Consider the following 23,662-nt stretch of genomic DNA (forward strand, 5'->3'; position numbering starts at 1 on the left):
TGCAGCACCATGGACGCCGAGAGCCAGCCGGCCACCCGGTGGTCGGCGATCGCCGGGCACACCTCAGGGCCGGAGTACGCCGCCCGGTTCGCCCGGCTGGCCGCCGCCGGACGGGACGTGCACGGCGAGGCCGGCTTCTGCGCCGGCCTGCTGCCCCCGCCCGCGACGGTGCTGGACGCCGGTTGCGGCACCGGCCGGGTCGCCGCCCGGCTGGCTGATCTCGGCTACCGCACCCTCGGGGTGGACGTGGACGCCTCGATGCTGGCCGAGGCGCGCCGGGCCCGGCCGGACCTGCCGTGGCTGGCCGCGGACCTGGCCACCCTGCCCGACCGCGGCCGGCTGGCCGACCTGGCCGGGGTGCCCGAGCTCGCCGAGCACGGTGCCGACCTGGTGGTGGCTGCCGGCAACGTCATTCCGCTGCTGGCACCCGGCACGCTGGACGCCAGCGTCCAGCGGCTCGCCGCGGTGCTGGCGCCGGACGGTCTGCTGGTCGCCGGCTTCGGGCTGGACGCCGCGCACCTGCCGGCCGGCTGCCCGGTGACGCCGGCAGAGGACTACCTGGCCGCCTGCGCCGCGGCGGGCTTGACCGGGACGCACCAATATGGCAGCTGGGACGGCGCAGGCGAGCCGGACGGCTACCTGGTCAGCGTGCACCGACGGATCAGCCAGGCATTTCGCCCTGAGACCTCATGATTGACATTTGTTTCAAATCTGGCCTACGGTGCGTACCCGGTGTAGAGGGGGAGCGGAACTCGCCGCTCGGACCGGCTGGCCGGGCTGAGGAGACGACCATGAGCAGAGCCAGATCGGCCCGGATCGCGGCGGCCGGGCTCGGGGCGGTGGCAGCGGTGGCGCTGTTGCCAGCCAGCCCGGCATTCGCGGCGCTACCGGGCCAAGTCTGCAACGTCAACCAGAACACCTGGGTCCGCTACACCGAGGGCGGCAGCGTGATGTACACGATCCCGGCCGGCGGTGGCTTCCGGATCGACCACTTCAACCACGCCGAGACCTGGATCTACGGGCACGGCAACGGCTTGGACAACGGCTGGATCCCCAACGACGGGCGGCTGTACAACTGCCACTTCTGAGCCGGACGCGGAGCCGGCCCGCTCGCCGGGCCGGCTCCCCGGTCACCAGTCCCAAGAAGCTAACCGGCCGGGCGCAGCACCTCACGGCCGCCCAGGTAGGGCCGCAGCGCCTCCGGCACCGCCACCGAGCCGTCGTCCAGCTGGTTGTTCTCCAGCATCGCGGCGATGTGCCGGTCCGAGAAGCCGGTCGCCGAGATGGTGTACGGGTGCACCATCTTGCCCTCGATCCGGGTCCGGATGCCGGCCCGCCGGGTCTGGTAGTCGGTCAGGTTGGTGTTGGAGGTCAGCTCCCGGAACGTGCCGGTGGACGGGAACCAGGCCTCGACGTCGTACTTGAAGTAGCCGGGTGCGGCCACGTCGCCGGAGCTGCAGATGACCGTCTGGCTCGGCACGTTGAGCGCCTCGATGAAGGCCACCTCGTTGTCGAGGGTCTGCAGGTGCAGCGCCTCGGCCTCGTCCGGCGCGCAGAACAGGAACTGCTCCAGCTTGTAGAACTGGTGCACCCGCAGCATGCCGCGCACGTCGCGGCCGTGGCTGCCCGCCTCGGTGCGGAAGCACATCGAGTCGCCGAGGTACTTCACCGGCAGCTGGTCCATCACCTCGTCGCCGTGCATGGCCAGCAGCGTCTGCTCCGAGGTGCCGGTCAACGACAGCTCGGAGTCGGCGATGCCGAAGTTGTCGGACTGGGCGAACGGCAGGTATCCCGAGGCGAAGAAGGAGAACTTCTTGGCCAGCACCGGCGGTGACACCAGCTCGAAGTCCTGTCCGGAGACCAGGTCGAGGAAGAGCTGGAACATCGCCAGCCGCAGCCGGACGCCGTCGCCCTTGAGCACGTAGAACCGGGAACCGGACAGCTTCGCGGCCCGCTCGGTGTCGAGGATGCCCAGGCCGTGCGCGATCTCGTCGTGCGGCCGGTAGCTGCGCTCGCCGGCCGGCAGGTTGGCCGCCCGGATCACGCTGTTGTGGGTCTCGTCGCCGGCCGGCACCCGGTCGTCGAGGTAGTTGGGCAGCCAGGACGCCCTGGTGGTCAGCTCCTCGCGGGCCTGCCGCAGCCGGCCTTCCAGCTCGGTCTGCTGGTCGCGCAGCTCGCGCGCCTCGGCGCGCAGCGCCTCGTCCCGGGCGGCCCGCTTGGTCAGCTCCTTGCTCTGCACCCGCAGCTGCTCGAACTCCTGGGTCAGCTGGGTGACCAGCTGCTGCGCCTTGAGGACGCCGTCCACGTCGACCGATTCCGCACCGCGCTTGGCCAGCGAGCGGCGATAGGAGTCCGGATCGGCGGCCAGCTTCTTCAGGTCGATCATGCGCGGTTTCTCTCCAGGCTTTCCGGCTGCGGTACGGCTCAGCTTATCGCCGAGGCCGGCGGTGCCGCCCAGCGGCCGAACTCCGCGACCCGGGCGACGAACCAGGCCGCGATCTCCTCACCGGCCAGCACGCCGGTCGCGGCAGTGCACTCCACGCCGGGCGCCGACCAGCCGGAGCCGGCCAGCTCGCCATGCGCGGGCACGATGCCCCGGTGGGCGGTGCGGACGAGCTCCCGGTCCAGCACCGAGTCGCCCGCGGCGAGCACCAGTTCGGCGCCGGTCCGGTCGGCCACCTCGCCGACCGCCGCGGCCTTGGTGAGCCCGTCCGGCGTCCAGTACAGCTTGCGGCCCTGTGCGGTCACCGTCCAGCCGCGCCGGGCGGCCCACTCGGTGGCCTCGGCGACGAAGCCGTCCGGCGCCCCGCCCTCTTCCAGCACCGCGTAGCAGAACAGCCCGGCCGCCTCCCGGACGTGCCGGGTCCAGGCCGGCCGGCAGTGCTGTCTGACGTATGACGTGATGTCAGACAATGGCGCAGACCCGGCCACCGTGGCGGCGACCCGGCGCTGCCAGTCGGGGTCGGGCATGCCGGCTTCCAGCAGCACGCCGCCGTTCGCGGCGACGGCGAACCGGGGCGGCGGCCCGGGCAGCTCGACCCGGGCCAGCTGCTCGGGCGTCCGGGTGGTCACCGGCACCAGCACCGCCCGGCCGGCCAGCCGCGCGAGCAGCCGGGCCGCCGTCGCGGTCAGGAAGCTGACCGGCTCGCCGCCGCGCCGCTCCACGCAGGTCAGCTCCGGCAGCGCGGCGCCGGACAGTGCCAGCGCGGCCCGCGAGTACACCAGCGTCCGGTCCAGGTCGCTGGCGATCAGGACGGTCATCCGCCGGCTCCGGACCGGCGCGAGCGGGGCGCGATCAACCCGACGCAGCTGAAGGCCAGCCCGTCGACCTCTTCCACCGGAACCCCGCGCTGGCCGGCCAGCAGCAGCACGTGCCGCAACTGCTCGGCATCCCCAGTCCGGATCAGCACCCGCTCCGGCACCCGGCGCAGCAGCACCCGGGTGGTCTCGCCGACGCCGGGCTTGACCAGGTTCTCGTCCCCGATGCGGTACTGCTCGCTGAGCTGCCGGACGCTGTCCCACCCGGCCCAGGTCGGCCGGCGGTCGGAGTCCCGCAGCACCGGCCAGTCCCGGGCGACCGCACCGGCCACCGCGGCGAACCGGCCGGCGACGGTGTCGACGAACCGCATCGAGACGTCGGCGGCGGCCAGTTCGGCGTAGAACTTCGCGCCGTGGAACTGCCCCGGCCTGATCAGCTCGGGGTGCAGCACGGTGCGTGACACCAGGCCGGACACCGTGGAGTTCAGGCAGGCCGACGGGATCAGGTAGTCCTGCCGGGTGCCATAGATCGACACGCAGCTGCCCGGGTCGGCGAGCACCGCGAGCTCGGCGGAGAAGCCGCCGCCGGCCGGCCACCAGGCCCGGTTCAGCTCGGCCACCGCGGCGGTCAGCTCCCGGGTGATGGCGCCCTTGCCGGTCCAGCCGTCCACGAACAGCACCGCGGCCGGGTCGTGGTGGCGGGCAAGGTAGGCCAGCGCCAGCCGGTCGATTCCCCTGCCGCGCACGATGGAAACGCTGTAGTGCGGCAGGTCCGCCCCGTGCGCGAAGCGGGCCCAGCGGCGCATCAGCACCCCGACCGGCGTGCCGGCTCGGGCCAGCGACGCCAGCACCACGCCGGGCCCGCGCTGGTCCAGCACCAGTTCGGTGACCACGCCGACCGCGTGTGCGAGCCGGTCCGCCGAGTCCGCCAGCGTGTCGGCGAACAACTGCCGGTACTCCGCACTCGGCTGGTATTCCTGCGGCAGCGACTCGGCATAGTGCGCCAGCCCGGACTGGATCGCCTCCTCCCGTTCCTCGGTCGGGGCTTCCAGCTGCACGCCGGACAGGTCGGTGAGCAGCCACGCCACGTCCGCGGCCGGGTAGCTGCCGAACTCCGGCCCGGTCAACGGCTCGGGCAGCCGGGCCGGCCGGGCTGTGGCGGCGTTTCCCCTTGCCAGCAAAGGCAGAGCTGGCTGGTACGCCGGCAGCCGGACGATCTGCAGGTGGTCGGTGGCCGAGGCCAGCTGCCCGACCAGCCCGGCCGGCCCGCCGTGCCCGGCGAGTTCGGTGTCGGTGACCAGCACGATGTCGCTGAACCGGTCGGCGGGCCCGGTTTCGGCCACGTTGTAGGCCCAGCGCGGGCCGGGTCCGTCGACGGGGAAGTCGGTGCTGGAAAAGCCCAGCCGGGTACGGATCGCATAGCCGGGATCGTCCACCGGCAGCACCGGGGACCGGGTGGTGCTGGAGAACCGGACACTCCCCCAGCCGGCCAGCTCGCCGGCCAGCGCGGCGGCGATCCGCAGCGGGGCGTACATCAGCTCCTCGCAGCCCAGCACCAGGATTCGCCTGGTGCCGTCGGGGTAACCGGGCACCGGGTGGCTGCGCAGCCGGCCGGCCAGCGACCGGGCCAACTCCCCCGCCGCCTGTCCGAGAGCGGCGTGCGCATCGCCGGGAAAGCCGTGCCGGCCGCCCTCGGCGAGCCCGGCCGGCCAGCCGGTGAGCACCGGGCTCAGCGAGACTGTCCGTCCGGTATTCGGCACCACCGCCGGTTCCCGGTCGGCCAGCAGCCGGCCGGTGGCCAGCGCGTCGTCGGGAACCCGCAGCTGCCCGGACGCCAGTGCCACCACCTCGATCGGCACGCCCAGCTGCTCGGCGGTGGAGTGCAACCGGGCACGGTCCGCCGCGGAGCGCAGGTCGACCAGGGTGGCGATCAGGTAGCGCGGCCGGGGCCAGCTCCGGTGCAGCGCGGCGATGGTGTTGAGCACCGTCCGGCCGGTGGACAGCTCGTCGTCGACCAGCACCAGCGGCCCGGCACCGGCCAGCAGGTCCGGGTCGGCCGGCAGCAGCAGGTGCCGGGTGGCGTGGCTGTGCTCCTCGTCGAAGCCGGCCACCGGACGGTAGCCGGGTACCTGGCGGCGGGTGGAGTGCAGGTAGCCGGCGTCCAGCGACTCGGCCACGCAGTGCCCGAGCGCGGTGGCGGTCTCGGCGTACCCGAGCACCAGCGTGCCGGCCGGAGCCGGGGTGGCGGCCCGGGAGGCGTCGCACAGCTCGATCAGGCGCTCGGCAGCCGGCGCCGGATCGGCGGCCTGCAGCGCCGTGCGGAGCAGCGCCGCACCGGTGGCCGCCTCACCCGATCCGCCGACACCTCCCAGCCGGCCGGCGACCAGCAGCCCGAGCAGCCGGCCGGCGCCGTAGACCAGCCGCGGATCGGCCGGCAGGTGCTTGCCGAGCACCGTCGAGACCAGCAGGTGGGCCCGGCGCGGGTTGCGGCGCAACGCCAGCCCCACCAGGTCGATCACCGGCAGCAGCGAGCCGGGGTCGGAGTCGATGGTCAGGTCCAGCGCGTCGGCGACCCACCGGCCACGCCAGGGCAGGGTGCCGGCCGGCGCTGGTGCCGCGGTCACTGGTGCAGCCCGGCGCCGAGCAGGTCGACGAAGGAGACGTCGGCGTTGGCGACGCCGAACACCGCGGCCCGCAGCACGGTCCGGCGGGCCCAGGCCGAGTGCGGCTTCGACTCGTTCATCTTGTTGCGGTAGGCCGAGGACGCCACCCCGCCCCCGGACCGGGTGCCAAGCACGTCGCAGGCGTCGCAGTACTCCTCGTGGGTCACCACCGACAGCGCGTGCACGGCGGCGACATGGCTGGGATGGATGACGGTCTTGCCGGTCAGGCCGTTGGCCTTGTCCAGGGCCACCTCGCGGATCAGCCCGTCCAGGTCGTGCGCGATCAGCTCGGTGCGCAGCGCCGGCTCGGCATGCTCGACGAACGGCGCCACGCGCAGCTGTGGCTTGAACATCCGCTCGGTGCCGGAGAAGTACTCCCAGACCGGGCCCGTCACCACGAAGCCGGTGTCGTCCGCGCGGCCGAAGACGTTGACCACGTCGGCGATCACGTCGGCCACCACCCGCACGTCGTAGACGCTCAGGTCGCGGGAGCGGCGCAGGCCGAAGACCGAGCCCAGGTCGGTCGCGCCGATCCGGACCGCCACCACGTGCCGGCGGTACTTGTTCAGCACTCCGCGCACCTGCAGCAGCACCTCGGTCCGGGACTCGGCGAAGATCACCTCCGGCGCCTCCAGCACCGGCATCGCCAGCAGCCGGTGGCCGGTCGCGGTGCTGGCCTCGCTGATCGCGTCGAGGTAGCGCGCCCCGTTCTCGTCGGTGAACTTGGGCAAGACGAAGCCGGTCAGGATCGGCAGCTGGTCGCCGAGGGCGGCGACGATCATCGGGATCTGCTCGGCCGTGCGCACCCGGATGAAGACCAGCGGGCGTTGCAGCTCGGACTCGGCGTAGGCCCGCAGCTGCGCGATCACGTTCTGCTCGGCGGCGGCCACCGCCGCGTCCGGGATCGAGTCCTCCAGGCAGATCACCGTGCTCAGCACGCCCTGGTTGACCCGCTTGGCCAGGTCGGTCACCAGGGTCGGGCGGGTGGCCGGGCTGTACAGGGTGGCTCCCAGCGCCACCCCCAGCAGGCCCAGGTCGTCCTGCGGGCCGAACGGCTGCGGCGGCCGGTAGAACAGCCGGCGCCGGTCGGCCTCGGACAGGAAGTCGAAATGGCGCATCCCGGCCGCCCTCACGCCACCGGGGTGCGGTCGTCGAGCCAGCTGATCCGGTCGAAGCCGTAGGCCTGCACCGCGGTGCGGATGGAACCGGCGAAGTTCTCCATCTCGGCGCGCACCACGAACTCGCCCCGGATGTTGTAGATCGACAGCAGCACCGTCACCCCGCTGGACGCCGGCCGCTCCAGCGGCAGCTCGATCCGCGCCCCGCCGGCCGTGGTGAGGATCAGCGTGCCGCCCCAGGCCAGCTGGCCGCCGGACTCGGAGAAGCCGAGGACCACCAGCCGGCTCAGCTGCCGGCTCTGCCGCAGGTCGATCAGCAACCGCTCGTACTGCTCGGCCCGGGCGGCGATCACCGGACGCCGGGAGTCGCGCGGCGCGGTGGTCATCCCGCCGGACCGCGACACCAGGGAGCTGTGCCCGTCGGCCAGCTGGTAGGCGGCGCCGATCCTCAGGTCACCCACGGCTGGCGAGCAGGCCGCCTCGATGGTCAGCACCCCGACCCCGCTCTGCAGCCGGTTCAGGGTGACGGTGGGTGTCTTGGGGGTCAGCAGGGTGCGCTCACCGGAGCGGGCCCGGGGCAGCGGGCGGACCGGGCGCCGGCGTCCGGGTGCCGGAGGTGTGGCCGGTGGCGGGGCCGCGGCCGGCGTGGACAGGTCCAGGCTGGATCGGGCTGCCGGGGCAGCAGGTGCCGGCGGTGCCGGAGCCGACAGGTCCAGGCTGGACGACCGGGTGCCGGACGGCGCGGACTTGACCGGTGCCGGACCCGACAGGTCCAGGCCGGACCGGCTGCTCGACGGGGCAGCGGGCGCGGCGGGGGCAGCTGGGGAGACGGCTGGGGCAGCAGCCGGCCGGGGCCGCACCCGGTGCCGCAGGAACCCCAGGTCCGGACGCGCCGGTGCCTGGTCCGGGGCGAAGACGTCGATGTTCACAGGGTGATCCCGTAGTCCTTGGCCAGCCCCGCGATGCCGGTGGAGTATCCCTCGCCGACGACCTTGAACTTCCAGCCGCCCTGGTGGCGGTACACCTCGCCCAGCGTCAGGGCGGTCTCGCCGTCCAGGGTGCTGGCCAGGTTCTCCGACCGCACCAGCTCGGCGTTGTCGGCCAGGTTCAGCACCCGCAGCACGCACTCGCGCAGCTGTCCCAGGCTGCGCCGCAGGCCCATGCCCTCGTTCAGGTAGAGCACCACCACGATCCGGCTCACCTCGGTCGGCACCGCGTCCAGCCGGATCTCGACCTGCTCGGCGTCCGGGCCCATCGCCTGCTCCAGCTGGCTGACCGTCATCGACGGCTCGGTCAGCTGGTTGAAGAACACGAAGTGCTCGTCCGACAGCGCCTTGGAGTGCTCGTCGCACAGGATGGTGGCGACCACCAGGTTGTCGGTCAGCGCCGTCTCAGCACCGGCGTCCCAGCGCACCCCGAGCACCAGGCCGGTGAGGGTGGGGATCTCACGGGTCAGGGCGACGTTCGAGCCGCGCTTCATCACCGCCATGACGAACCGATCCGCACCGGGCACATCCTCACAAGTCCAAGTCCGAGCCGGAGAACTTGGTCCGCAGGAAGCTGCCCTGGCTGAGCAACGCGTCCGCGTCCTGCGCCTGGGTGGCGGCCAGCAGGTCGGCCGCGGCGTCCAGCAGCGCCTCCAGCTGCTCGGCCAGCGACTGCGCCGGGGTGCGCCCGGACGGCCGGGGCACCGTCAGCTGGGCCGGGTCCAGGGCCAGGAAGCCGCGCAGCGTGGTGGGCAGGTAGTCCCGCACGATGCCCTTGATCGAGATCACCGCATAGATGTCGAGCGGGCGGATCTCCGAGGTGTCGATCACCTCGCGCAGCAGGTCGGTGATCCGCCGCGCGGTGACCACCGACTCGCCGGGCAGCCGGCCGGAGTTCTGGTTGACGAACCGGTTGACGGTGGCCAGGTCGAGGCGCAGCGTGGCCGGATCGTCGTCGTCGGGCTGCGGCCCGGTGGCCGGCGGCTCCGGCGGCGCGCCGGGCACCGGCGGCGCCAGCAACCTCCGGAACCAGGTCATGACCGTCTACTCCGTCCCCGCTCGGGTCGCAGGAAGGACCGCTCCTGCCCACCCCATTCTCCCCCGGCCGGGGCTCAGCCGTTCGGCTCACCCTGCCGGGTGCGCTCCAGGTACGGCTTGGCGCGCTCGATCTGGCCCTGCAGCGCCTGCACGGTCGCCGCCATCGAGTCGGTGGCCTGCGCCCGGAAGGTGTCCAGGGCATCCATGGTCGCGAAGACGTTGTCGAAGGCGGCCTGCAGCTTGGCCACCTCGATCGTGGACGAGGCCGCCTGCTGGTTGATCTGGCCGCCCTGGATGCGCAGCTGCTCCGAGGTGCGCTCGATCAGGTCCGAGGTAGTGGCGTTGAGCGCGGTGACCTGCTCGAGCACCAGCTTCTGCCGCGACAGCGCCTGCGAGACGATGATCGCGGTGCGCAGCGCGGCGATGGTGGTGGTCTGCGCCCGGTCGACGCCCTTGATCAGCTCGACGTTGTTCTTGCGGACCAGATCCAGGGCCATGTAGCCCTGCACCGCCACGGCCATCTGGGTCATGATGTCCTGCCGGCGCTGCCGGATCGGGAACAGCGCGTCGGCCTTGAGGGTCTCGGCCTGCTTGGTCTGCCCGGCGGCCTCCAGCTGGGCGATCTTGGACTCCACGGCCGCGTCCAGGGCACCGGCCAGCTCGTTGTACTCGCCGAGCTTGCCCATGGTGGCCCACATGTTGGCCTTCTCGGTCTCGATGCTGGCGTTGTCCTTGCGCAGCTCGTCCTGGCCGGACTCCAGCGACTTGATGATGGCGTTGAGCTGGGTCTGCGCCGACTCGTACTTGGCGAAGTAGCGCTGCACCTTGTCGCCGCCCGGCAGGAACTTCAGCACCTTCTTGGCACCGGTCAGGTCGGCCCGGTTCGGGTCGAGCTCGGTGACGGTCTGGCGTAGCTCCACCAGGGTGCCGGCGACCCGGGACTGGGCGTCGCCGCCGCCGCGGCCCTTGCCTGCGTTCAGGGCTGCGGCCGGGCGGTCCAGCATCCGGTTGGAGACGCTGGCCGAGGCACGCATCTCCTGCTCGCCCATCGAGGTGATCGCGTTGACCTTCTCGGTGAAGGCCGGCGAGTTGGCGTCCAGCGCGGCCAGCTCCTGGGCGAAGGCGTCGGCACGCGAGCGCAGCTCGAGCTGGCGGGCGCTGTCCACCGGCACGGCGCCGACGGCCTGCTCGTTCTCCACCACGACCACCGGCGCCGGCGGCGTCAGCACCAGCGCGGTGCCGGGCGACGACGGCGCGCTGGCGCCGGCCGCCGGGGTGGCGCTCGAAGAGAGGTCGAGCTCAGACATGCGGGGTACTCCTTCTGCTGTGGGTGCTACCGGGTGAAGCTACTCGCGGCCGGCTGCGGGCGGGGGCTACTCGCGGCAAGATCGCGACGGTGACTCCGGTGCGACGGGCTACTTGCGGCCCGGCGCCCAGTTCATGCCCCAGTTGTAGGCACGGTCCAGCGCGCTCTGGCTGCCGTTGATGTAGTTGACCTCGCGCCGCACGGACAGCTCGCCGTTGCTGCTCTCCAGCAGCGCGATCCCGCAGATCCGGGCGCCGTCGCGGGTCTCGTCCAGCCGGACCTCGACCTGCGGACCGGTGGCCGGGTACAGGGTCACCACGCCGTCGGCGGCGGCCCAGTTCGCCGCGCCCTCGTAGATCAGCGCGAACACCAGCACCCGCTTGATCTGGTTGGCGTAGCCGAGGTTGATCAGCAGGTTCTCGCCCTCGCTCCGGCTTCCGGAACGGTCGTCGCCGTCCAGCCGGATGACCGGCTCGCCGATCCCGCGCGGGCTGGCGGAGAAGGCGTTGCCGAGCGCCTGCACCACGCCCTTGCTGCCGTCGGTGAACTCGTACAGGCAGCCGAGGTCGAGGTCCAGGCTGGGCGCGGAGCGCTTGAACAGCCCGCCGCCGCCACCGCCCGGCCGGGCGTTCCAGTTCAGGTTCACCCGCAGCATGCCGGTCGAGGAGCCCTGCTTGGTCAGCGACACGGTGGGCGCGGACTTGGTCAGGGTGACCTTGGACAGCGAGACCGGCGCCGGCTGCTGGGAAGGCTGCGCCGGCTGTGCGGACGGCTGCGCGGGCTGGGGGTCCGGGGTCTTCGGGCGCTTGGTGTAGTCGATTCCCATGTCAGGGCCTGCTTTCTCTGGGAGTTGGCGTCAGGGCTGGGATTCAGACCGCGGCGGGCGCCGGGTCGCGGTCGGAGGAAGCGCCGGCCGGGGTGCCGTCCAGGCGCCGGTTGCGGCGGATGGACGAGACCAGGGCCGCGGCGATGAAGCCGACCCCGATCAACCCGGTGACCACCTCCGGGATCTCGTACCGGATGGTGAGCAGCAACAGCACCGCCAGCGAGCCGATCGCCCACAGCGCGCCGTGCTCGAGGTAGACGTAGTCGGACAGCGTGCCCTTGCGCACCAGGAAGACCGTCAGCGACCGGATGTACATGGCGCCGACGCCCAGGCCGATGGCGATGATGATCGGGTCGGAGGTGATGGCGAAGGCCCCGATCACGCCGTCGAAGCTGAACGAGGCGTCCAGCACCTCCAGGTAGAGGAAGGAGAAGAAGGCCGCCTTGCCGGTCTTGAGGGCCAGCTCGCCGGTGGCCCGGCCCCGGCTGACCTGCGCGGGTTGCGGCGTCAGTGCGGCCTGGTCGTGCTCGGCCTCGGCCTCCTCGCGGGCCGCCTCGTGCTCCTCCAGCAGCCCGCTGAGGCCGTTGACCAGGATGTAGGTGACCATGCCCAGCACGCCGGACATCAGCACGCTGACCACCTTGCCCTCGGGGGCGAGCTGGGTGGCTGCTATCAGCAGCAGCACGCTGGCCACCACCACCGACAGCTGGTCCAGCTTGCCGATCCGGGCCAGCGGCCGCTCCAGCCAGGACAGCCAGGTGATCTCGCGCTCCTCGAAGATGAAGCCGAGGAAGAGCATCAGCAGGAACATGCCGCCGAAGGCCGCGATCGCCGGGTGCGCCTCGTGCAGCAGGTTGGCGTAGCTGCCCGGCTCGTGCACGCTGCCCTTCTCCAGGGCCAGGTGCACCGCCTCGGCCGGCGACAGGTGCGCGGTGATCCCGACGATGATCAGCGGGAACGCCAACCGCATGCCGAACACCGCGATCAGCACGCCGAGGGTCAGGAACAGCTTCTGCCAGAACGCGCTCAGCTCACCGAGGACGGTGGCGTTGACCACGGCATTGTCGAAGGAGACCGAGATCTCCAGGACGATCAGGATGGCGGCAACCACCAGCCCGGTGTTGCCGCCGTAGAGGAAGGCCAGCAGCAGTCCCACCGCGGTGACCCCGAACGAGCCGCCGAACGTTCTCAACACCATGAAAGATTCGCCATCTCCGTAATAGGCGACCGGGTCTTCGTTCCGGTCCGGTCGCGGTGGTGGGTGGCCAGCCCGTTTCGTCAGGTTCTGGGGTTTCAGCCGATGTTGACGCCGTAGTCGCGTGCGATGCCGGCCAGCCCCGAGGAGTAACCCTGCCCGACCGCCCGGAATTTCCAGTCACCGGAATACCGGTACAGCTCACCGAAGATCATCGCCGTCTCGCTGGAGGCGTCCTCGGACAGGTCGTAGCGGGCCAGCTCGCTGTTGTCGGCCTGGTTGACCACCCGGATGAAGGCGTTGCGCACCTGGCCGAAGTTCTGCCGGCGGCTGTCGGCCTCGTAGATCGAGACCGGGAAGATGATCCGGTCGACCTCGGCCGGCACCCGGCCGAGGTCGACCTTGATCTGCTCGTCGTCGCCCTCGCCCGCGCCGGTCAGGTTGTCACCGGTGTGCTCGACCGAGCCGTCCGGGCTGGTGAGGTTGTTGAAGAACACGAAGTGCTCGTCGGACAGGATCCGGCCGGCAGCGTCGAGCATCAGGGCGCTGGCGTCGAGGTCGAACGCCTGGCCGCTGGTGGTGCGCTCGTCCCAGCCGAGGCCGACCAGCACCGCGGACAGCCCCGGCGCCTGCTTGGTCAGCGAGACGTTGCCGCCCTTGCTGAGGCTGACTCCCATCCGACTCCTCCCGTACCGGTCGCCCGCCGTCCCCGGACAGCGGGCGACCGGGTTTCAGACGTTGACGCCGTAGTCCCGGGCGATGCCGGCCAGGCCCGAGCTGTAGCCCTGGCCGACGGCCCGGAACTTCCACTCGGCGCCGTTGCGGTACAGCTCGCCGAACACCATCGCGGTCTCGGTGGAGGCGTCCTCGGACAGGTCGTAGCGGGCCAGCTCGCTGTTGTCGGCCTGGTTGACCACCCGGATGAAGGCGTTGCGCACCTGTCCGAAGCTCTGCCCGCCGGCCTCGGCGTTGTAGATCGAGACCGGGAAGACCACCTTGTCGATCTCGCCGGGCACGCCGGACAGGTTGACCTTGATCTGCTCGTCGTCGCCCTCGCCCTCACCGGTCAGGTTGTCGCCGGTGTGCTCGATGGAGCCGTCCGGGGTGGTGAGGTTGTTGAAGAACACGAAGTGCTGGTCGGAGACGACCTTGCCGTTGGAACCGCAGGCGATCGCGCTGGCGTCGAGGTCGAAGTCCCGGCCGTCGGTGGTGCGGACGTCCCAGCCCAGGCCGACCGTGACCGCGGTCAGGCCGGGGGCTGCCTTGGTGAGCGAGACGTTGCCGCCTTTGGTGAGGCTGACTCCCACGGGTAACTCCAGGTGGCTAGAGGAAGGCCGCCGGGGCCTTCGTCGCGGATCTCTGGCTGACATCGCCGCCCCCGGCGGGCGGCGCGTTCATGCTAGGCAAGACGAGTGAGGCAGCTGAGAAGTTCCAGCGGTGTGTGACCGGTGTGACGCCGGCCGGCGGCTCACCAGTGCTGGTCACCCGGTGCCGGTCACTCGGTGCTGCCGGAGAACAGCCCGCCCATGCCCGCGCCGGTCTTGCGGTCACCGGCGCCCATATTCTTGCGCAACGCCTTGGCCAGCCCGTCGATGGTCATCGACTGCAGGATCACCCGGCCGTTGCCGGTCAGGGTGGCCAGGTTCATCCCCTCGCCACCGAACACCGCGTTCATCACCCCGGCCCGGTTCAGCGCGCCGACCCGCTCGATGCCGTAGGAGATCCGGTCGTCCCAGGCCACCACGCACCCGGTGTCCACCTTGAGCCGGCCGCCGTAGTCGGCGGGGTTGATGTCGACGAAGTTGCCGGCGCCGGCGATGATCAGGCTGCCGGAGCCGGTGAACTTCTCCAGCACGAAACCCTCGCCGCCGGCCAGCCCCTGCCGCAGGCCGGAGAAGGCGATGTCGAAGTGCACGCCGGCCTCGGCGGCCACGAAGGCATCCTTCTCGGCGAACCAGGTGGTCCGGCCGTCGAGCTCGAGCACCCGCATCTCGCCGGGCAGCACCCCGGCCAGGGCCAGCAGGCCGTCCCCGCCGGTGCTGGTGAAGTGGCAGAAGGCGAAGGACTCGCCGGCCAGCATCCGCTTGCCGACGTCCATCGCGCCGCGCAGCATGCCGCCCAGCCCGCCTGGTTGGCCGCCGGCCGGCTGACCGGCGGCGGCCGGGGCGGTGGGCGCGGAGAGCTTGGTCTCCATCGTCACGTCCGCCGAGCTGAACAGGAACTTGCCCGCCTCGCTGTAGACGGTCTGGCCGGGCCGGAGCTGGACGATCGCCATCTGCATCGCGTTGCCGGTGATCTGGACGTCGAGGCTCATCGCTTCCTTCCTCGCAAGAGGTGTGCTCCCGAGTCTGACAGCCGGGGCTGTGGACCGGCAGCCTGAACCTGTGCACAGGCTGAACGCCTGCTGTTGACCTTGTGGCCCGACGGAGAGAGGCTAGGACCCGGCCACTGGATCTCCCCTCCCGGTCCGAAACCGTCGACCGTTCAGGTGGCCATGCCGCCGCCGGCGGGTGCCCGATCCGCCGTCCCGGTGCGATCGATGAGGACGGCCCGCATGCCTGCCAAGCTCCCTACAGTCCTGACCGCGATCGGCGCCGTGCTCGGCATCTCGATGCTGGGCCAAGTGGCGGCGAGCTCCGAACCCGGCGGCCATGCCGGACCGGGAGGCAGCCGGCCGGCACGCGGGCCGGAGTTGTCGGTCTCCAGCCGGCTCGCCGACCGCCGCGAGGTGGCGGCCGGCACCCGGGCGTACTCGATCGGCTTCGAAGACGGCCGGTTCTACGCCAACGGCTGGCACATCACCGGCGAGATGGGCGGGGTGTGGACGCCGCCGCTGAAGCTGGTCGACGGCGTGTGGTTCGGCCTGGACGGCCAGTGGGTGGGCCCGGCGACGAAGTTCTCCAGCGGCTGGGGCTATACCCGCTACGACCTGCCGACCACCGCCGGCCTGCGGGTGCAGCGCACCGATTTCGTGCCGGACGGCCCGCGCGGCGTGCTGTACGGCCTGAAGATCACCAACCCGGGCGGCGCCCGGACCGCCAAGCTCAGCGTGGACGCGCATTCCGAGCTGATGGGCCAGTACCCGTGGGGCTTCACCGGGGTCACCCCGAACGCCAGTGACAACCTGCCGGACTCCGGCAGCTACGACGGGCGCAACCTGGTCTTCACCGACAACGGCGCGCTGCCGGGCGCCCCGACCCACCACTACGCGGCACTGGTGGGCACCTCGCTCAAGCCCGACTCCGGCACCATCGGCCACCAGTTCTGGGGCCCGCAACCCGGCCACGTCTGCACCGGCACCGAGCCCGGCGCACCGGCCGATCCCAAGCCGTCGGCGTGTGACGACGGCCCGTTCGGCAGGGGCACCGGTGGCCGGCTGACCTACAGCGTGAAGCTGCCCGCGCACGGTTCGCGCACCGTCTGGCTGGCGGTGGCCGGCTCCGACTCGGGCCTGGCCGACGCGCGGCACCAGCTGCACGAGGTGCTGGAGCACCCGGACAAGGACCTGGCCGCCAAGATCGCCTACCGGCAGCGGCTGGCCAACCGCACCCAGCTGTCGCTGCCCGGCGACCGGCAGCTGCAGGACGCCGTCGACTGGGGCAAGCAGAACCTGGCCGACCTGACGCTGAGCGCCCGCAACCTGCAGATCCGCTGGACCAACCAGGGCAAGCAGTTCCCGGCACCGTCCGGCACGCTGGCCAAGGCCACCTGGATCGGAGCCGGCTACCCGGACTACCCGTGGATCTTCGGCACCGACGCCGAGTACACCGCGTTCGCCGCGGTCGCGGTCGGGCAGTTCGAGGCGATCGAGGACCACCTGCGGGCACTGCGCGACGTCTCCGACATCCTGAACGACCGGTCCGGGGTGGTGACCCACGAGGTGGTCTCCGACGGCTCCATCTGGTTCGGCCACGACTCCCGGACGACCAACCCGGACGGCACCGTCAGCTACGACTTCAACACCGACGAGACGGTGAAGTTCCCGTCGACCGTGGCGCTGCTCTGGCGCTGGACCGGCAACGACAAGTTCCGCGACGAGATGTACGACTTCACCAAGCGCAACCTGCGCTACGTGGTGAACAGCCTCGACGCCGACCACGACGGCTGGCCCGAGGGGCTGGGCAACGTGGAACGGACCGGCATGGGCCAGGAGAAGCTGGACAACACCGTCTACTTCATCCGCGGCCTGTACGACCTGGCCGACATGGCCAAGTCCAAGCACGACACGGCGACCTACTCGTGGGCCAGGCATCTGGCGGGTGAGTTGCGCGAGCACTTCGACTCCACCTGGTGGTACCAGGCCACGTCGCAGTACGCCGACTCGCTGGTGGACCCGGGCAACGTGCAGTCCTTCCAGAAGCACTGGATCGGCCAGACCCCGATGGAGGTCGAGCTGAACGTCAACGGCGTTCCGGTGCCGGGCCTGGCTCCGTACGACCACGGCAACGCAGCACTCGCCGGCCGGGAGAACGACTGCTTCTCCGGCACCCCGCCGTTCAATCCTGGGCTGTTCCACACCGGCTGCGGCGGTGGCGCGACCGGCCAGGGTGAGAAGGTCATCTTCGGCCTGACCACCTCCATCCAGTCGGTCGGCGAAGGCAATTACGGCCGGCTCGGGCCGGACCAGCAGGGCCGCTACATCGACGCGCTGACCCAGACCATGTTCGCCGAGCCCGCCACCGGCGGCACCCCGGACGAGCAGCCCGGTGCGATGCCGGAGATCTTCCCGTCGCCGGACCAGGGCGCCAACATCGACCGGTGCTGGACCTGCCGCTCGATGTTTATGCAGGCCTGGGGCAACTACGGCACGGCCTGGCCGGTGGTGCACCAGTGGCTGGGCGTCCGGCCGGACCTGGGCCTCGACCGGCTCAGCGTGGTTCCGCAGGTTCCGGAAGGGCAAACCACCGTCTCCGGACGCGACATCCGGCTGGGCCGCGGTTCGGTGGACGTGTCCGCCAACCACACCGGTGACCGTTACGTCACCGTGGTTCGCACGCACGGCGGGGTCGGTGCCCGACAGGTGCTGATCGGCGCCACGCTGCCGCGCGGCTCGCATCCGGCGGTGGTCTGGCTGGACGGTCACCGGGTGCACAACTACAAGATGGTGACGACCAACCGGGGCGTGGAGATCACGGTGTCCACCGGCAAGGGCCAGCACACCGTGACGGTCCAGGCGTGACGACGTTGGAGCGGGCGGCCGGCCTCCGGCTGCCCGCCGGTTCAAGCCTATGACTCGGCGTTCCCCAACCACAGCAGGAATGCGTCGGATTCGACCGGCCGCCGGGGCTCCGGCGCGCTGGTGGTCAAGTTCACCGGCGCCGGCCTGGGAGTGGCTGTGTGAGGCCAGATGGTGAGCACGACGGTGCTGTAATGGCGGCCGGCGAGGACGATCACGCGTATCGCTGGAGCGATGTCGGCGATCACGCGGAGCCGGTGCGACTCCTAGAAAGTTGCTCACCCGGGCTCCGAGGGCAACGCTTACCTAGCCGCGAACGCACTATGGAAGGCACCAGTCACGGACTTGGCGGCTCTGATACTGAGGCAACTTATTCCTCTGCGCCCAACCTAGAACTACCGCTGCATGGGACGATCGGGCATTGTGCAGAGGTCTCCGAAGCAACCGGAGTCCTACTGCACGTTATGAACAGCCCGACACGACTTGGCGGAGGTGGTGGCATCGTGATTCAGTCCGACCCGATGCAGCCGCTGCGGATGGCGGCGATCCGAGAACAGCTCGGCAACACCGTTAGTTCCGACCAGCTGATCGCGGCCGCCTTAGGCGCGCTGTTGGCCGGTGTTGAGAGTTCTGCCTTGGCCCAATTGGCAGCCCTCGGCCATAGTGAGGAGTCCGAAGCACATACCTTGTTCAATCGGGTCGTTGAAGAGTTCGCGCTTGCGCCCAGCCTGCCCACTGAGCCCACCGCAGCGCGCTGGGAACTCGTCCGCTGGTGGTGCCAACTCATCGTCGAGGAGAAACTTCCTCCCCAGGTAGGCGGTCGGCTGATCTGGTTCGAGGGCTGGAACAAGTTGAAGTATCCCGAAGCGCTTCAGCCACTCGTCGGAATGGTCAGCGAGTGGGATGACTGGACGGAGGAGTGGGACATGCCGCGTGAGATGTACAGCCTGCGCATCATCCAAGCAGCAAGGGAGCTTCTCGATCAGCCCTGGCCACCCGAATCCCTATAGGACGGCACAGATCCACTTGCGTGGCCATGTCCTAAACGACCGATTGAGCGTTGATCATCGCGGGTAGCACGCCAGTAATCTATAGGGCGCCAGAAAATATGACCTTGTAGTCGAAGTTGTAATTCACTGCTCCGGTCGTGGGGTTCATGTAGAAGTGAACCTCAAAGTCGCCAGATGGGCTTTGCATAATTCGTGTGGAGTACTTTCCCCAGTCACTGATATTGCTGCCGTCGGATGTTAGATCGGAGATTACGGCCGGGTTACCCAGTTCGGAACCGTCCTTAATCTGTTTTGCTCCAGTTATCATATCGCTTGCTAGCTCGCCAGAATCGGTAAACGCAGACTCGGCCGATTCACGAGCAAGCTGCTCTGCCAGGCGAGGACCGTTAGCGATGTTGTCCGCACCGGTGCTCGCTGCTTCGCCAGCGCCAGCCGCTTCGCCCGCTGCGGCTTCGCCGGCCGCCACCTCGCTGACCATGACGTCGCCCACGGTCGCATCCAAGGTCGCCTCACCGGCGACGGCCGCCATCATCCCGGCTATGTCGAGATCGAGGCCGGCTGCGATGAACGGGATAGCCTCGGGGGCGAGTGTCGCCACGATGAACACTGTCATCAGCGTCCCGGCGTCGCCGGAGGGGTCAGTCACATTGGTCGGGTTGCCGTACGCGTAGGCATAGGTGTTCAGGCCGCCGGCTTGGCCGGTCGGGTCCTGGCTGATGAATCGGCCGAGCGTGGGGTTGTAGTAGCGGTCCCGGTTGTACTGGAGTCCGGTGGCCGAGCTGCTGGTGCGGCCGGTGAAGCCGGGCGCACCCGCGATGCTTTCACCGCTGGCGGCCTGCTGGCCGTACGGGGTGTAGCCGAACTGGGATTTCACCACTCCGGTGGCGTCGGTGGTGGCGACCGTAGAGCCGAGCCGGTCGGTGAGTTGGCTGCGGCTTCCGTTGGCGTCGGTGCGAACCAGAGTGCGGTCCGTGCCGGGCCCGGTCAGCTCTGTGGCGCTGACCGAACCGCCGGTTAGCTCGGCGACTTGATTGCCGGACAGATCCCACAGGTAGGAGGTGCTGCTAGCGCCGCTGGTTACACGGGTCCGCAGGCCGGAGGGGTTGTAGCCGTAGCTCTCGTTCACCCCGGTGCCGGTGACACTAGCGAGCTGCCCGCGGTCGTTCCAGCTGTAGCTGTTCGTGCCGTCGTTGGTGAGGTGTCCGGCGGCGTCGTAGCTCTGCGCCACCCCCTTCACCGCGGTCGCCTCGTTGGCCGCGTTGTAAGTCGCGGTCATCGCAGCCGGTAGCGCCAGCCGGGCCCAGCTGCCGCTCTCGCCGACCACCCGGCCAACCGGGTCGTAGCTGTAGTTGATCGTGCCGAGCGTGGTTGAGCCGCTGGTGTAGTTGATCGAGCTGAGCTGTCCGGCCGTGTCATAGGTGTAGCTCTGGGTCGCTCCGGGCAGCGCTATGCTAGTTGGCCGGCCGTCGGTGTCATAGGCGTAGTTGACCGTGGTGCTGCCCTGGCTGATGCTGGCCAACGCATTGGCCGCGGTGTAGCCGTAGCTGATCGGGGTGCCGCCGGCCACGGTCATGCCGGTGCGCCGGCCGGCCGCGTCATAGCTGTAAGAGATTGTGCCTTGTGGCGTGGTGACGGTGGTCGGTTCGCCGACGTTGTCGTAGCCGATGCTGGTGGTGCCGTCCACCGAGTCCTGCAGCGAGGTGACCCGGTTCAACGCGTCGTAGCCGTAGCTGATGCTGCTGGTGGCAGTGCTGCCGCTGACCCCGTACTTCACCACGGACGGCCGGTTCAACACGTCGTAGCTAATGGTCGTGATCTTGCCGCGGCCGTCGGTGGTCGAGGCTAGGTTGCCGGCCGGGTCGTAGCTGCGGCTGAGGCTGGCTCCGCCCGTCTGTACCCAGCCGGTCGATCGACCGTCTGTGTCATAGGTATAGGTAGTGGTATGGAGATTGGCATCGGTGATGGTGGTCAACTGGCCGGCCAGGTTGTAGCTGTAGCCGGCCTGCCGGCCGACGGCATCGACCACCCGGGTGACGTGGTTGCCGGCGTCGTAGCTGGTGACGGTTTGCCCGCCGTCGGACGCGGTGGTGATCACTGGTCGGTTGACGGCATCGTTCCAGTATTGGGTGGCCCGGTTCAACGGATCGGTGCTGGCCACCAGCTGGCCGAGCGGGTTGTAGCTGTCGGTCACCTTGTCCTGCGTGGTGTTCGCGACACTGGCCAACTGGCCGTCCGGCGCGTAGGTGTAGGAGGTCACCTGCGAGGCCGCGTTGGTTACCGAAGCCAGGCTGCCCATCGTGTTATAGCTGAAGTTCGTTCGGTGGCCGAGCGGGTCGGTCACCGATACCACCTGCCCGTACGGGCCGGAGGTGTCGAAGGTCGTGGTTCGCGTCGACGAAGTGCCCGCCATCAGGGTCTGGCTGGTCACGTTTCCGTTGCTGTCGTAGGTATAACTTGTCTGATGACCGAGGGGATCGGTCGTCGAGGTGAGGTAGTCGGTGGTGGGTGCCAGGGTGTAGGACCAGGTCTCGGCAGAGGAGGTGCCTGGTGCCAGGGTCTTGCTGGTCACCACTCCGTCGGCGTTGAAGGTGTAGCGGATGATGTGGCTGTCCGGATCGGTGACGTCGGTCTGGATGATCTTGTTGTTGGCGTCGGTGGTGTAGCCGAAGGTGAAGGTGCCGCCGTTGCCGAGCTGCTGGCTGGCTACCCGGTTGTTGCTGTCATAGGTGTTGCTGGCGATGATGTGGTTGAGCGCGTCGGTGACCGTCAACAGGTTGTTGTTGGCGTCCCAGGTGTACTTGGTGGTGCCACCGGTGGCGTTGGTGACCTGGCTGAGCCGGCCGCTGGCATCGTAGCTGTAGCTGACCGTGCGGCCGGCGTTGTCTACGGCCTGGGTGACCTGGTTCGAGCTGTTGTAGCTCAGCCGGATCCACAGCCCATGTGGTGAGGTGACCTGGGTGATGTTGCCGGACTGGCCGCCGCTGGAGCGGGTAATGGTGATCTGGTTGCCGTACCGGTCTCGGATCGATTGCAGCGGCTGGTTCTCACCGAAGACGTAGATGAGTCCGGTGTGGCCGGTGACGTCCCAGCCGTTGCCATTCCACGCCATCACCGCGTTGGCGAAGTCGCCCCAGCCGTTGGTGGCCCGGAACACCGCATCTGCCCAGCCAGTGCCGGGGCTGGTCCGGATGAAGTGGATATGGCTGCCGTTCGGGAACACCAGGTCGGCCTGCTGGTACTGCTGGGCCGACGACAGGAACATGCCGTAGGTCCAGTTGAAGCCCTGGCCGAACACGAACTGGTTGGTGTCCATCTGCCGGTAGCTGCGGGTCAGCGTGAGCGGCAGCGTGTCGGGCTCGACCAGGTCGGTCTGGCCGAAAGAGAACAGCCCGGTGCCCGGGTCCACCGGATCGGCGGCGGCCAGGAAGGACAGCAGATTGCCGAGCGCCCGGCCGAGAGCGTCCAGGAAATCTCCGATGCTGTTGATCATCGCGCCGGTGAATTCCCACACCCGCACGCCCGGATCGGGCACCACCTGCTTGCCGTCGGCGGTGACGCTGCCACCGCCGTAGACGTACCAGCCGCGGCCTTTCGGATCGTAGTTGTAGAACTGCACGCGGGAGCCTGGCCGAGCATGCAGGCTGTTCGGATAGATGATCTGCGCGCCCTGCGGGAAGATGTAGGACCCGCCTGGCTGGACGGTGAAGTAGGCCGGCGTGTTCACGCCTGGCGGCAGCGGGAACGGCGGCCGGTCGGTCGGCACCGGAGTGATCGACAATTGCCGCACGACATGGCCCTGCAGATCCCGGACCACCGTGCCGGCCGGCAGAATCACCTCGAAGCCGGGGATCTCCGGCGTGGTGAGCACGGTCTGCCGGGTGGTCGGCGACGGGATGGTGCTGGCGTGCGCGATGTCCAGCTTGGTCAGCCAGATCGTGTAGCCCAGCGGCACCGTGCGGCCCGCGATGGTGTGCACCGATACCTGGAAGATGCCGAACCGCCGCCCGGGCGTGCTGGCGGTGCCGCCGTCGATCAGCAGCACTCGCTGGCCGGCAGAGATGCCGGTCAGCAGGAACCGGCCGGCCCGGTCGCTGCGCGTGCTGTGCCCGTCCGCGGACAGCGTCACGTTAGGCAGCGGAGTGCCGCCCACAGTCAATACCTGACCGGCCAGCGCGGTCACGCCGGGCACCGCGGTCAGCGGCGGTAACGACGCGGCGGCCGCCGGGATGCGATGCGATAGCCAGTCGGCGCCTGCCAGGTTCGATCGGCTGGGCTGCCAGCCGTCTCGGCTGCTCGGAGTGGTGGTGACCCATGCCGGCAGGGCAGCGGCGGTCGGCTGAGCCGCTCGAGAGAACTGAGAAGTGATAGCCGATGGTGGACGCACCGCGTGTACGGATCGCAGTTCGTCGGCCGTGGACGCACCCACCACAGGAGTGAAGTGGGAGTGGATGGCGGGGTGGGCTTTGGCAGGCGGTCGTGGACGCAAGGTATGTACCGGTCGCAGTTCGTCGGCCGTGGATACATCCGAGGTCCGGTCCGGGGCTGCCGCGACGGCGATGGCACTGATCGCACCTCCGCCGGCAACGGTGTTGACGGCGACGGTGATGCTGCCGGTGTCGGTGCCGGGTGGGTCGATGTGGATGCTGTAGGTGCCGGCTCCGGCCAGGGTGGTGGTGGGGATGCTGGTGCTCCCGCCGCAGTACCAGACGGAGTTGAGCGAAGTGCCGGCCGGGTTGCGCAGCAGCACCGAGAAGCAGCGCGGGTAGCTGCCGTTGGAGACGTTCACGGACACCTGCTGGTTGGTGGTGCCGGTGAAGGTGAGGTCGGCGACCTGTCCCAGGCTGGTGGTGACGGTGTGCGCGGTGCCATCGGCGTTCACCGCCGTGCTGGAGTCAGCCGCGACGAGGTTGATGGCGACGCTCACGCTGCCGGTGTCGGTGCCGGACGGGTCGATGTGGATGCTGTAGGTGCCGGCGGTGGCGAGCGTGGTGGTGTCGATGTAGTTGGCGCCGCCGCAGTACCAGACGGAGTTGAGCGAAGTGCCGGCCGGGTTGCGCAGCAGGATTGTGAAGCAGTTGGGGTAGCT

18 protein-coding genes are annotated in these 23,662 nt (G+C 69.9%); 4 read left to right on the forward strand and 14 right to left on the reverse strand.

The features are described from left to right. Positions 1-9: 9 nt before the first annotated feature. Positions 10-693, forward strand: a complete 684-nt coding sequence (locus VLJ82_RS07025; protein WP_408662619.1) for a class I SAM-dependent methyltransferase — start codon at positions 10-12, stop codon at positions 691-693. A 98-nt stretch (positions 694-791) separates the two neighbouring features. Continuing rightward, entirely contained in the window at positions 792-1,088 is a 297-nt protein-coding gene (locus tag VLJ82_RS07030; RefSeq protein WP_408662620.1) for a hypothetical protein, read from the forward strand. A gap of 59 nt (positions 1,089-1,147) precedes the next feature. On the opposite strand, the gene serS is transcribed toward VLJ82_RS07030, so the two are convergent. From serS to VLJ82_RS07095, 13 genes are all read right to left on the reverse strand, one after another. After that, positions 1,148-2,386 carry a serine--tRNA ligase gene (serS, locus tag VLJ82_RS07035; protein WP_408662621.1) on the reverse strand — a complete coding sequence of 413 codons (1,239 nt, stop codon included), beginning with the start codon at positions 2,384-2,386 and terminating at the stop codon, positions 1,148-1,150. A gap of 38 nt (positions 2,387-2,424) precedes the next feature. Further along, positions 2,425-3,261 (reverse strand): HAD family hydrolase, encoded by an 837-nt coding sequence (locus tag VLJ82_RS07040; RefSeq protein WP_408662622.1) that lies wholly within the window; start codon positions 3,259-3,261, stop codon positions 2,425-2,427. Continuing rightward, positions 3,258-5,882, reverse strand: coding sequence for a phosphoribosyltransferase (locus VLJ82_RS07045; RefSeq protein WP_408662623.1), 2,625 nt, complete (start codon positions 5,880-5,882; stop codon positions 3,258-3,260). The genes VLJ82_RS07040 and VLJ82_RS07045 overlap by 4 nt, the downstream gene beginning before the upstream one ends. Then, the gene (locus tag VLJ82_RS07050; RefSeq protein WP_408662624.1) at positions 5,879-7,039 is read right to left on the reverse strand and encodes an HpcH/HpaI aldolase/citrate lyase family protein; all 1,161 of its coding nucleotides are present in this window, start codon (positions 7,037-7,039) and stop codon (positions 5,879-5,881) included. Before VLJ82_RS07050 ends, VLJ82_RS07045 begins: the two co-directional genes overlap by 4 nt. A gap of 11 nt (positions 7,040-7,050) precedes the next feature. Further along, positions 7,051-7,968, reverse strand: a complete 918-nt coding sequence (locus tag VLJ82_RS07055; RefSeq protein ID WP_408662625.1) for a hypothetical protein — start codon at positions 7,966-7,968, stop codon at positions 7,051-7,053. Continuing rightward, entirely contained in the window at positions 7,965-8,528 is a 564-nt protein-coding gene (locus VLJ82_RS07060) for a TerD family protein (protein WP_408662626.1), read from the reverse strand. Before VLJ82_RS07060 ends, VLJ82_RS07055 begins: the two co-directional genes overlap by 4 nt. Before the next feature lie 28 nt (positions 8,529-8,556). Then, positions 8,557-9,063: a hypothetical protein gene (locus VLJ82_RS07065; RefSeq protein ID WP_408662627.1), complete on the reverse strand. Its 507-nt coding sequence runs from the start codon at positions 9,061-9,063 to the stop codon at positions 8,557-8,559. 74 nt (positions 9,064-9,137) lie between these two features. Next, a complete protein-coding gene (locus tag VLJ82_RS07070) occupies positions 9,138-10,370 on the reverse strand; it encodes a toxic anion resistance protein (protein WP_408662628.1) in 1,233 nt (410 codons plus the stop codon). Between the two features lie 108 nt (positions 10,371-10,478). After that, complete coding sequence (locus tag VLJ82_RS07075) at positions 10,479-11,195, reverse strand: TerD family protein (RefSeq protein ID WP_408662629.1); 717 nt, start codon at positions 11,193-11,195, stop codon at positions 10,479-10,481. Between the two features lie 43 nt (positions 11,196-11,238). Continuing rightward, on the reverse strand, positions 11,239-12,393 hold the full coding sequence (locus VLJ82_RS07080; RefSeq protein ID WP_408662630.1) for a DUF475 domain-containing protein: 1,155 nt from the start codon (positions 12,391-12,393) through the stop codon (positions 11,239-11,241). A 95-nt stretch (positions 12,394-12,488) separates the two neighbouring features. After that, a complete protein-coding gene (locus tag VLJ82_RS07085; protein ID WP_408662631.1) occupies positions 12,489-13,067 on the reverse strand; it encodes a TerD family protein in 579 nt (192 codons plus the stop codon). Positions 13,068-13,121: 54 nt separating this feature from the next. Further along, entirely contained in the window at positions 13,122-13,697 is a 576-nt protein-coding gene (locus VLJ82_RS07090) for a TerD family protein (protein ID WP_408662632.1), read from the reverse strand. Positions 13,698-13,885: 188 nt separating this feature from the next. Then, entirely contained in the window at positions 13,886-14,704 is an 819-nt protein-coding gene (locus VLJ82_RS07095; RefSeq protein WP_408662633.1) for an AIM24 family protein, read from the reverse strand. A 240-nt stretch (positions 14,705-14,944) separates the two neighbouring features. Here VLJ82_RS07095 and VLJ82_RS07100 point away from each other — a divergent pair, with 240 nt between their 5' ends. Both VLJ82_RS07100 and VLJ82_RS07105 read left to right on the forward strand, forming a co-directional pair. After that, entirely contained in the window at positions 14,945-17,569 is a 2,625-nt protein-coding gene (locus tag VLJ82_RS07100; RefSeq protein WP_408662634.1) for a glycogen debranching protein, read from the forward strand. 500 nt (positions 17,570-18,069) lie between these two features. Then, positions 18,070-18,576, forward strand: coding sequence for a hypothetical protein (locus VLJ82_RS07105; protein WP_408662635.1), 507 nt, complete (start codon positions 18,070-18,072; stop codon positions 18,574-18,576). A gap of 79 nt (positions 18,577-18,655) precedes the next feature. Here VLJ82_RS07105 and VLJ82_RS07110 read toward each other — a convergent pair. Beyond that, a partial coding sequence (locus tag VLJ82_RS07110; RefSeq protein ID WP_408662636.1) for an RHS repeat-associated core domain-containing protein occupies positions 18,656-23,662 on the reverse strand: 5,007 nt, incomplete at its 5' end.

This window comes from Jatrophihabitans sp. (assembly GCF_035474675.1).
GTDB lineage: Bacteria > Actinomycetota > Actinomycetes > Mycobacteriales > Jatrophihabitantaceae > Jatrophihabitans_A.